Genomic DNA, 11,933 nt, shown 5'->3' on the forward strand with positions numbered 1-11,933 from the left:
TCCGCCCCTATCAGTCACTTAAATAATTTAATGGATAGGAGGTCAACCCAACTCATAAATTCAATCATCCCTGACGATCAATCTACCCTTTTACATACCTATTCGTTTTTTAGACTTTCAATGGGATTAATCACCGCAGCACGATAGGCTTGTGAAAATATGATTCCTATACTGATCAAGAGGATTACCCCGACTCCTATTCCTATCGGTACAACTCCGATACTGACTCGGGAGGCGAAGAATTCCAACCATAAATTATTGATGAAATAAGCGGCAGGAACTGCCAACAGGATCGCTATTCCGAGCAATTTCAAAAAGCCCTTGGAAAGCAAAAAGATAACCTGGGAAATACTGGATCCTAAAGTTTTGCGGATTCCTATTTCCTTGACTCGAGTTTGTGCGGTATAGGTAGCCATGCCCAACAATCCTAAGCAGGAGACAAAAATGGCCAAGAAGGAAATAAGTCCGATGACAGCAAACACATCTCCCAACACCTGATGGATAAACAAAAGCTCCTGATCCAGGTATTTGTAAGAGAACTTGGAATCAGGGTTCACTTCTTTCCAGGTAGCCTCGAGGGAAGCCAGGGTTTGGGCTTGATTGACCCCGGATACTTTTACTAAAGCAAACCCCAAAGCATCATTTCTATTTCGTAAAACCAGGCTTTGCATGGGTCTATCAGGTGAGAGGAACTGAAAATCCTTTACCACGCCGGCAATCTGTACATTTTTAAACGCAGCTCCATCCTCTACCGCCAGTTGTTTCCCCACTGCCTCGGTGCTACTTCCAAGATTAAAACTTTTTACTGCGAATTCATTGATCAAAATGAGGTTATCACCCCCTTCTAATGGTAGATTTTTACCTGCTACCAATTCTAAATCCAAGACCTCTACGATTCCGCTATTGACATCAAAATAGTTGGTTTCCAAACTATCCAGTGGGTAATCCGGGTTGATCACTTCTGTTCCAAAATTCCATCCTCCGGCGGGAATAAGTGAGGATCCTCCTACAGAAGAAACGGCAGGATTAGCGTTCAATGCCTGTGCAAATCTTGGGTAGTTCTCATGATTGAAAAGCTTAACGGTGACGACATTTTCCTTGTTAAAGCCGTAATCAAAATTCAGGATATGCCTTGCCTGGGATTGAATCAAAACCACCGAAATAATAAAAATCAAAGAGATTGAAAACTGGACCACAAGAAGAACATTTCTCAAACCCATACTTTTGAAAAGCCGAACGCCATTCAGTTTATTAAAAAGATTGACAGGATTCAGTTTTGCCACGTAGGTTGCTGGAAGTACACCTGCAACTACCCCTACTAAAATGCTGAATCCTATAAAGATCAAAATACCAAGTAAACTCTGCTTTAGGGAAATTTTAAGATATTGGTTAAAAGTCAGTCCATCCACGCCATTTTCCAGAACCTGAAGCATCAAAAATGCAAAGAACAAGGAACAGAGAGATATGACCACCGCTTCTGTTATAAACTGTCCAAAAATCTGTCTTTTATTCGCACCCGAAACCTTCCTGATCCCTACTTCTTTTACTCGCGTCAAAGCCCGAGCTACAGACATATTGGTGTAGTTTAAACAGGCTGAAAACATCACGATCAAGCATAATATTGATAATATCACTAAAACCACTTTTGGAACTGACACATGAGTCATGTTGCCAATAAACCCCACAGGAGTGATTTCTCCCAAAGCCACTGCCTTAAATGAATGCTTGTTATCATATTTATCGCCATAAATCTCCTCCGAGATATAATCCAGGTTTGACTGTAAATCCTGTTTGGCTTTTCCTTCTTTTAAAAGCACGTAGGTATAATTTGACCAGACATTATCCCAGTCACCCTGAGCAGCCATGACTGATCCCTCAGGGAGCGATTTCATCGTACTGAGGGAAGCCAATAATTTAAAAGGAAGGTGTGTTTTGCCTGGGCTGGGATTTAAAACTCCGGTGATGGTAAAATAACCGAAGTCAGTTTCGGTATTCCCCTCTTCAATATCCATTGCTCTGATATCCTTGTCATGAAATGCCACTGTTTTACCTAAGGCTGATTCATCTTTGAATAGGATCTCCGCCATGTCAGAAGAAATAACCATCGAAAAAGGCTCGGTTAACGCAGTGTTTGGATCACCTTCCTTAAAGGAAAAATCCAGGATTTTGAAAAGGTTGCCATCAGCGAAATACCCTCCCCCAGTCGCAAATTTTTCTTCATAAATAATATCACCCCCAATTTCACTATTCAGCGCAGCTGCTTCTTCAATATTGGGATAGTCACTTTTCAGCTTCTCAGCCAAAGGCAAAGCCGAACTGGCTGTTTCACCATTATTCTGCTGATAACGAGTGGTATGAACCCGATAAACCCTATCCTTCTTACTATGATAGGTATCGTAGCTGTATTGATCCATGAGGATCATGATGATGAGGAGACAAACGGACATGCTCACTGCAAGTCCCAGTATATTGAGAAAGCTAAAGGATTTATTCCTTTTAAGGTTTCTCCAGGCAAGGATGAGGTAGTTTTTGAACATATTCTGTTAGATGATATGGACTTAGGAAAAGTTACAAGATTGTTCTATCGAGGACGATTCCTCTTCCCCATCCAAATTCCTGTGCCAAGCAAAAAATCATGCTTTTGAGCTTGAAATAGCCCTTTTATTAGATTCCTGATATTGATTTCGGACCTTTTTAATGAAAAAAATATTTCCGTTCAACAGGCTCTTTTTCAATTCATTGAATTTGATCGCAAATTTTCGAGATTTCAATAATTGAAAAGTATATTGAAAAAAATAATTGAACCCAACATGCCCCATTTAAGAAATCAGATTCTCCTTTTTCTTGCCCTTTGGTTCTGCTATGCTTCAGCAATTGCTCAAGAATCGCAAGGTACCGTTTTAGTAGATTCTATTTATTCTGAAAACCTGGAAAACAATTTCGGAGAAAATCCAACTAGAAAGGTATCCATTTACCTCCCTCCCAATTACGAACATACCCAACAACGGTATCCCGTCATTTACTTTCTCCATGGGTTTATGGGAAACAATCAAATGCTTTCTTATATGAAAGAGATTCTTGATTTTTCGATCAACACCCATAAAATCAGGCCTTTTATCATGGTGATTCCAGACGAGCAAACCACGTATGATGGGAGTTTCTATAGCAATTCAGGGATCTATGGGAATTGGGAGGATTTCACTGCCTTCGATCTTGTGGAATACATGGATGAAAACTATAGAACCCTTGCCAAAAAAGAGAGCCGTGGAATTACAGGGCATAGCATGGGAGCTTATGGGGCTTTGAAAATCGCCATGCATCATCCCGATATTTTCAATTCAGTGTATGGTTTAAGCCCTGGAGCATTGGCCATTGTAAGGGAGTATGGTCCTAATAGTGATACGTATAAAGAACTTTCGGGAATCGATAATTACGAGGACCTGAATAAAACTTACTTCGGAAAAGTCATTATTGCCTTTGCAAAATCTTGGTCACCCAACCCCAACAATCCACCTTTCTATTGTGACCTTCCATTTGAAGTGAGGGGTGAAGAATTAATTGTCAATCAAGAAGTTTTAAAAAAATGGCATGCCAATATGCCTGTACATATGATTGAGGACAATCTGGATAACTTACAACAGTTAAAAGCTATCAAATTTGATTGGGGAAGGAATGCCGGAGACCGATTTACTATCCAATGTAAAATGTTTAGCCAAAGGCTTGAGAATGTTGGAATCACCCATTTTGCGGAAGAATATATAGGAACTCATACCTCTGGGATCTATACCAAGGATGGCAGGATTCCTAACCAAATGCTTCCCTTCTTCGATTTCTATCTGGAATTCCAATAAAATCTAAATCAATCCCCAATCAACCGCTTTCTTGATCATTCCCACTGAGTTTTTGACATCCATTTTGACAAACAGGTTACGTTTGTGAGTAGCTACTGTATTGGTACTGACAAATAATGCATCAGCAATTTCCTGCGTGGTGTATTCTTGGGCAATCAACTTCACCACCTCTATCTCCCGTTTGGTGATTTTCGGGATTTCACCTTCTCTGGGTTTGGGTTTTTCATGGAGACTCTCTATCATTTTCTCAGTCAGATGGGAACTGAGAACTTTCTTCCCTTCAAAGGCATCTTTAATTCCTTGGATCAAGGATTCCTTGGATGCATTTTTAAGCAAATAGCCCGTAGCTCCTACTTTAAATAAAGAGGTAATGATGCTTCCTTCATCATTGGTAGTCAGCATGATTACTTTCACCTCAGGATAGGATTTTTTTACATGCATGGTAGTTTCCAATCCGTCCATGACAGGCATTTGCAAATCCAGAAGCAGTACGTCTATGGATTGATTTTTCAAAAATTCCAAGACTTCTAAACCATTACTGGCGGTCCCTACCACTTCAATGGACTTATCCTTTGCAAAAATTGCCTTTAAACCATCGAGCATGATTTGATGGTCATCGGCTAATAGAACTTTGATCTTTTCCATATGGATTTCAATTTCTGGTCTAAGCTTCCGGTTTTGGATGAAGAGGGAGGTTAATGGTCACCAAAGTTCCTACTCCAGGCCTACTGTTTATATCATAAGTCCCTCCTATAAACTCGGTTCGAAAGGCAATACTTTTCAACCCCATTCCCTTTTCTGATTCTGAGGAACCAGGATCAAACCCGACTCCATCGTCTTCTATAGTCAGGTCAAACCATTCTTCTGAGTAGGTAATCTGAACAGACACCTCAGAAGCTTTTGCATACTTGACGATGTTATTCAAAGCCTCCTGAACAATTCGATACAACATGACATTGGTATTGTCATCAAAGGTTTGCTCTACCCCATGAACATGGAATTCCGCGTCAAAAGGATGGGTTGCATCCATTTTTTTAACTAAATCCTCGAGGGCCTTACGAAGTCCCAGTTTCTTTAAGGCCTGGGGCATCATTTCATGCGCAATTTTTCTTACTTCGGTACAAGCTTCATCGATCATTTGACTTGCTGACCCATAGATTTTCTTGGCATTTGAATCATCAAAATTAATTTGAAGACTCCCAATGTTTACTTTTAGGGTTGATAGCAAATTCCCCAAGCCATCGTGTAAATCCCGGGCGATTCGGGACCGTTCTTTTTCCTGGCCTTCCAACATCGATCGCATGGATACTATTTGCTGTTCCCGATGAGCATCTTTGAGTTCGATTTGAGCAGATTTTACTCGGTTCTGATAGTAAAGGAACCCAATCATTGAAATCAGAAATAGGCCTGCTAAAGAAATGATTAAAAATGTCACTTGTTCCTGTTTTTTTTGGTTTAAAACTTCCTCCTCTAACAGTTGAATGGTCAGCTGATCTTTTTCGAATTTTACTTTCAAATCAGCCATCGCCTCCAAACTGCTTTCTCGAAGCTTATACTCTTCTTGGATTTGTTTTTGCCTCAAGAGTAATTCGTATGCCGCTTCAAAATCCTTGTTTAATAAAAATCTCCGCCTTTTCACATCCATGATGGACTCTTGTATCCCGATTCGATCTGCTACACCTGGGGTATTTTCAGCTTGTTCGATCAGGCTCATGGAATTATCAAAGCCATTTTCCTTTATAATTTCCTGAATGGAAGTGGTATCTATGTTTTGTTCTGCCACATCGTACATCATCGAGGCGATACTGAGCATAGATTCAACTACACCGATATTCCCAGCCGCTTTTCTGTGTTCATAACCTTTAAGGTAATTCCTAGTGGCTAATACCAGATCCCCTTGCAGTCGGTAACATTCTCCCAAACCTTGATAAAGCCGCGCTATATCAATAGGTGAAATAGGTTTTTCCTCTACTCTAAATGCCAGGGCAGTCTTAAATTTTTGTATTGCCTCATTGACATTTCCCCTGGTATATTCCGCAATCGCCCAATTATTCAAAACTCCTGCCTTTCGCTCCTCGTTCCCAATTCGTGCATAGTAATCATATGCCTGCTGATAGGAATCATTTGCATCAGATAAGGATCCATATTCCATCAATATGGTGCCTTTGGTGTCAAAGACATTTCCCAAGCCATAATAGTCAGCGATGCTGGTAAAAGTTGTAGCCGCACTATCCAGATAAGCGGTCTTTTTATCCATCTCATCCAATCCATGACACCAGGCCAATCGATGGTAAGATTTACCTATCAAGTTCGGACTATTCAATTTCTTCGCTAACTCCAGCGCTTTTTGGGCATATAATTCAGACTCATCGCCTGCATATAAAATGTATGCGATCCTCAGGTAGGTTTCAGTTTTCAAAGAATCATCTGGTATGCTTTCAACCCTTGATTTCAGGCTATCCAGATTATCTGATTGCGCAAATGTCAATCTACAAGTCAGGTAACACAGAAAAATCAACAATCTCTTTAACCCCATATCAGGATGTTTGGCCTATAAAAAAAGAAACATTTATCAATAAAACTGATAAAGTATGAGAAATCAACTCCTTAGGAATTTCCACACTCCAAAGTAGTTCTTTTCAAATTTTGAGACAACACCCAAAACCATGACTTTTTCACCTCACACAATTGTGTGAGTTTTCCTCTAATAGAAGTATGATTTTCTGAAATCATACGAATGGGTGTAAAAAACCGACCCATGCCTTCCTAGCTTTGAAGCAAGTTTTTAGCGTGATTTTTCAACCAATTAATTCTTTGTTCATGTCTTTTAAAATTACCTACTCCTCTATCAATAGACAGGTGGAATTCGAGGGCCAGTCTCAAACCATTTTGGATCTATCTATCGCTAACCGCATTCCCCATATGCATGAATGTGGTGGCCATGGCATTTGTACCACCTGCAGAGTGAGGGTGCTACATGGGATGGAAAATCTTAGCCCCAAAACTGATTCCGAGAAAATAAATGGTCATTCCAGAAAATGGGATCCAACGGTCCGCCTTGCTTGTCAAGCCAGACCCAAAGGGGATGTCATTGTCCAACGACTAATCTGGTCCAGTGGAGAGGTGAATAATTTGCAAAAAGAATTGGTACCACAAGGGAAAGCGGAAGAACGACCCATCGCAATTTTGTTCTGTGACTTAAGAAACTATACCAACCTATCTTCTGAAAACCTAAACTATGACATCGCCTACCTTCTGAACAAATTCTACACTGCATTAGGCGAACCTATCTTAATGAATAATGGAATTATTTATCAATATGTGGGAGATGAAATTGTGGGAGTATTTGGGACCAACGGAGGTTCTGCACAAAAAAATTGCGAAGATGCTATCCGTGCTGCTCTAGGAATGCAGTATGCCTTGGAATCCCTCAACAAAACGGAACTCAAAGATTTTGGCATCAAATTAAAATCGGGAATTGGGATCAATTTTGGAACTGCCTATATCGGCCTTTTAGGTCACCCCACCTTCAAGCAATTTTCTGTGATTGGAGATCCTGTGAATGTAGCCAGCAGAATCCAAAATGAAACCAAATCCACTGGTACTAAAATACTCATTTCAGATTCGGTATTCCAAAATATAGAAAGTGGCTCCTTAATCATCGGCCAAGAATTCAATAACAAAGTCCGGGGAAAAGATGACCCTATCAAAATCCTTGAACTCTTGGGCTTCAAGGAACTGAACCTTCAACTGGAATTGCAATGCTCCATGAATTTTCTATTAGAAGACGAGGATCGATTTGCTGAAATCTTCTACCAAAAAGTCTTTGATATTGCCCCAGAGGTCAGGGCATTATTTAGGAATAATATGACAGAGCAGGGAAGATTACTTACCCATATGCTCGGTGGAATCATCCATTCTTTATCTAGACCTGATCAACTCCAAAATGGATTAAAAACATTAGGCAGAAACCATGTAAGCTATGGGGTCAAGGTCGAATACTACCCAGTAGTTAAACAGGCTATGATGGAAACTATTGAAGAAATCCTCGGAGATAATAAAACTACAAAAACCATCAATGCCTGGAATTCAGCATTGGATTATGTCATCGAAAACATGCAAAAACATGCCTATCCAAAAGCTGAAACTGTCAGTAGCTAAAAAGAGTCAAACCACCATTTAATTTTTATAGAATCATTTTTCTCATCATTAATTTAAACTAGTAATCATGACAACGAAAGTGAAAGAATTAGAGCAATCAGTGATTGAAGCATTTGTTACTCAGATTAGAGGCAAGGTCATTTTTCCAGAGGATCCAGCATATAACGAAACCCGAAAAGTTTACAATGCCATGATCAATAAACATCCAGGTATGTTTGTGATGTGCGCAGATGTAGCCGATGTCATCTATGCTGTTAATTTCGGGAGAGAAAACAATCTCTTGGTCGCAGTACGAGGGGGTGGCCATAATGGAGGGGGCTTAGGGCTATGTGAAGAGGGAATGGTCATCGATCTATCAGGTCTTAAATTCGTCCATGTAGATGTTCAAAACAGCACCGTGAGAGTTGGAGGAGGAAACTTATGGGGTGAAGTAGATCATGCCACACATCCATTTGGATTAGCAGTCCCTGCCGGGATTATCTCCACTACGGGGGTAGGTGGGTTGACGTTGGGTGGAGGGGTAGGTTACCTCTCCCGAAAATATGGTCTGACCATAGACAATTTGTTGGAAGCCGATATGGTGCTAGCTGATGGCTCGTTTGTAAGGGTGAATAAAGACCAGAATCAGGATCTTTTTTGGGCAATCCGAGGAGGAGGAGGGAATTTTGGAATTGTCACTTCTTTCAAATTCCAAGCACATCCCGTAAAGACTATTATTGGTGGCCCTACGCTGTGGCCCATAGAACAAATTGATGAAATCATGGAATGGTATCATGAGTTCCTAAATCATTCATCTGAAGATTTAAATGGATTTATTGCAACCATGGTGATTCCAGGGCCTCCTTTTCCAGAAGCATTACATCATAAAATGTTCTGTGGAATCGTATGGTCGTATTTAGGTGATCCAGCTAAGCAAGAAGAAGTATTCCAACCTATTTTGGAAAAGAACCCAATTTTCCATCATGTGGGCGAAATGCCTTATCCATCCATCCAGACTATGTTTGATGGAATGCTTCCACCGGGTTTACAATGGTATTGGAGAGGAGATTATTTCAAGGAATTGGGTGCAGAGGTAAGGGCCAAACACTTGGAATTCGGATCCAAGATCCCTACTCCGCTTTCACAAATGCACTTATATCCTATCAGTGGGGCTGCCAGCCGAGTGGGCGAAGAAGAAACTCCCTGGGGACATAGAGATGCCAAATACGCAGGGGTGTATGTAGGGGTGGATCCTGATCCTGCCAATGCAGAAAAAATCACCCAATGGTGCAAAGAGTATTGGGAAGCACTTCATCCCTATTCCTCAGGTGGAGCCTATCTGAACTTTATCCAAGATGAAGGGCAGGAACGGATAAAAGCGAGCTACAAAAAAAATTACGAGCGCTTAACCAAAATCAAAAAAGCATACGACCCGAATAATTTTTTCAGGGTGAATCAAAATATCTTACCCGCAGATTAAGGCAAGCGCTTTCCTGTGAAAACAAAAGGGACTTAAGCATAACAAAGTCCGGGCAGATGCCCGGACTCTGTTTTTATAATTACCTGTGTATGGTACAGTTTATTCGCTTTTCAACGTTTTGGCCGGGTTGATCAACGCTGCTTTGATGGCTTGGGAGCTCACCGTTAAGAAGGCTATGATCAATGCTGCCAAAGTGGTCCAAAGAAAAACTTTCCAATCAATTGAAATACGGTAAGCAAAAGACTCCAACCAAGTATCCATGAAATACCAAGTTACAGGGATACCAATTACTACGGCGATCAACACGAGTTTCGTGAATTCAGAAGAAATCAACCGGACTATACCAGCTACCGAAGCGCCTAATACTTTACGGACAGATATTTCCTTACTTCTTTGTTCGGCCATGAATGTGGCCAGTCCGAACAGCCCCATACAGGAAATGATTATCGCAAGTCCAGTAAAAACTCCAGTAAGTTTCGCGGTTCTCTGTTGAGAAACAAATTTCCGTTCGTGTGCCTCGTCCACAAACTGGTATTCAAAAGGAGAACCAGGATTGAATTTGGAAAAGAGGGCTTGTAGATTATTCATCGCCCCTGCATATTCCAGGTTGTCTTTTAATCGGACATGGATAAAATTCAGGTTTCTTTTTGGACCCATGATCACGATGGGTTTCACCTGGTCAAAAGGTGATTCCATAATAAAGTCCTTCACTACTCCAACGACGGTGAATTCATAGGAGTCATCTTTGATAACCTGACCAATAGGATCCTCAAAGCCCATCGTTTTCGCAGCTGTTTCATTAATGACAGCAGCCAAACTATCACTGGGGTATGAATACACGTCAATATCACGGCCTGCAATCAATTCCATTCCAGCGGTCTTCACCAAATTGGCATCTGAGCCCATTCGACTGATATTTGGCCTGAACTCCTCTGGCTTACCTTGCCATTCCATGGCATCGGTGTCACTGTAAATTTCTGTTAGTGGTGAAAAGGTATAACTGACTGATTCCACTTCATTCATTTGAAGAAGTTCATTCTTAAATGCGACTTTATTTTTTCTGATGGATTCGGTCAAGGGATGGAATAATAAGTTTTCCTTGTTAAGGCCCAAGTCCCTGTTCTGAACATAGACCATTTGGTCTCGGATTATCCAAGCTGAAGAAATCAATATTCCCACAATGGCAAACTGGAACACTACCAACACCTCTCGTGGATTTACCCAGTAGTGTCTGGATTGAAGCTTAGATTTCAAGACGATGGCAGGTCTGAATGAACTGAGCAAAAATGCCGGATAACTTCCTGCCAACACCCCGGTAATCACCACATATATTCCAGAAGTCAGCCAGAAAAAAGTCTGAGTAAAGGGGCTTTCCAATTCTTTACCGATCAATTCCTGAAACCATGGAAAGGAAAGGGATACGATTAAAGTCGCAAGAATAAATGCAAAAAATGCGATCATGATGGATTCTACCAAAAATTGTCGAATCAACATTCCTCTTCCTGCTCCTGAGATCTTCCTCACTCCCACTTCTTTGGCCCGTCTCTCACTTTGGGCGGTACTCAAATTGACAAAATTGATACAGGCTATCAATAATACAATGATCGCCACGATTCCAAACATCTTGATCAAATCAATTCTTCCTCCAACGGATACTCCGTTTTCAAACTTGGACCTTAAATGCCGGTCCCTCATAGGAAAAAGGAAGTCACTGATTCTTTCACTTCCAGAATTTTCGGAGGTAAACCCTTTAAATTTCTCATTGAAAAAATCCAAATCCGTCCCTTCATTCAACATCGCAAATGTCAAATAGGAGTTATTGTTCCAATTTTCATCCACCCATCCCAATTGCTCCAATTTTTGAAAAGGAAGAAATGCTGTGTAATCAAAATCAGTGTTTTGAGGAAGATCTTGAATGATTGCCTTGACCTCTAAATCAAGCTGTTTTTCTAAAGTCACCGTTTTTCCGATGGCCTCTTCATCATTAAAAAGATTTTTGGCCAGGGTTTCTGTCAATATAATGGCATTCGGGTCAAACATTGCATCGGAAATATCCCCTTGCAATACCTTAAATGAAAAAATCTCGAAAAAATCAGGATCAACAAAGGTGGTTTTTTGATACATGCTGGTAGCTCCTACACTGATCAACATTGGATCCCATTCCGTCAACCTACTGGTAGCTGCTACTTCAGGAAACTGCTCCTTCATGGCGGGTGCATAAGGAGCCGGAGTGTAATCCCAGGTAAAAATTTCTCCTTGATTGTTGTCATTTCTCATGACTGCGTAAATTCTATCAGAATTTTGATAGAAATTATCCACTGACAATTCAAACTGGACCCAAATCAGGATCAAGATGGATGCTGCCATTCCAATGCCTAGACCTCCTATATTAATGAAGGTATACCCTTTACTTCTGGTAATATTTCTCCAGGCTATTTTTAAGTAGTTTTTCCACATAACAG

7 protein-coding genes are annotated in these 11,933 nt (G+C 40.7%); 3 read left to right on the top strand and 4 right to left on the bottom strand.

Going from position 1 to position 11,933, the window contains the following annotated elements; translation table 11 throughout:
• Window positions 1-98 precede the first annotated feature (98 nt).
• Window positions 99-2,537: an ABC transporter permease gene (locus BUR11_RS10730; RefSeq protein ID WP_074224807.1), complete on the bottom strand. Its 2,439-nt coding sequence runs from the start codon at window positions 2,535-2,537 to the stop codon at window positions 99-101.
• A 273-nt stretch (window positions 2,538-2,810) separates the two neighbouring features.
• Between BUR11_RS10730 and BUR11_RS10740 the strand changes: the two genes are divergently transcribed.
• A complete protein-coding gene (locus tag BUR11_RS10740) occupies window positions 2,811-3,851 on the top strand; it encodes an alpha/beta hydrolase (protein WP_074224809.1) in 1,041 nt (346 codons plus the stop codon).
• A gap of 3 nt (window positions 3,852-3,854) precedes the next feature.
• Here the strand turns inward: BUR11_RS10740 and BUR11_RS10745 are convergent, their stop codons facing one another.
• Together BUR11_RS10745 and BUR11_RS10750 are read right to left on the bottom strand one after the other, a co-directional pair.
• Entirely contained in the window at window positions 3,855-4,496 is a 642-nt protein-coding gene (locus BUR11_RS10745) for a response regulator (RefSeq protein ID WP_074224810.1), read from the bottom strand.
• A 19-nt stretch (window positions 4,497-4,515) separates the two neighbouring features.
• A complete protein-coding gene (locus BUR11_RS10750) occupies window positions 4,516-6,387 on the bottom strand; it encodes a tetratricopeptide repeat-containing sensor histidine kinase (RefSeq protein ID WP_074224811.1) in 1,872 nt (623 codons plus the stop codon).
• Between the two features lie 284 nt (window positions 6,388-6,671).
• Here BUR11_RS10750 and BUR11_RS10755 point away from each other — a divergent pair, with 284 nt between their 5' ends.
• Both BUR11_RS10755 and BUR11_RS10760 read left to right on the top strand, forming a co-directional pair.
• A complete protein-coding gene (locus tag BUR11_RS10755; protein ID WP_074224812.1) occupies window positions 6,672-8,012 on the top strand; it encodes an adenylate/guanylate cyclase domain-containing protein in 1,341 nt (446 codons plus the stop codon).
• Between the two features lie 67 nt (window positions 8,013-8,079).
• Entirely contained in the window at window positions 8,080-9,471 is a 1,392-nt protein-coding gene (locus BUR11_RS10760) for an FAD-binding oxidoreductase (protein WP_074224813.1), read from the top strand.
• A gap of 99 nt (window positions 9,472-9,570) precedes the next feature.
• On the opposite strand, the gene BUR11_RS10765 is transcribed toward BUR11_RS10760, so the two are convergent.
• Complete coding sequence (locus BUR11_RS10765) at window positions 9,571-11,928, bottom strand: ABC transporter permease (protein ID WP_074224814.1); 2,358 nt, start codon at window positions 11,926-11,928, stop codon at window positions 9,571-9,573.
• Window positions 11,929-11,933 lie beyond the last annotated feature (5 nt).

Source organism: Algoriphagus halophilus (assembly GCF_900129785.1).
In the GTDB taxonomy this organism is placed as follows: domain Bacteria; phylum Bacteroidota; class Bacteroidia; order Cytophagales; family Cyclobacteriaceae; genus Algoriphagus; species Algoriphagus halophilus.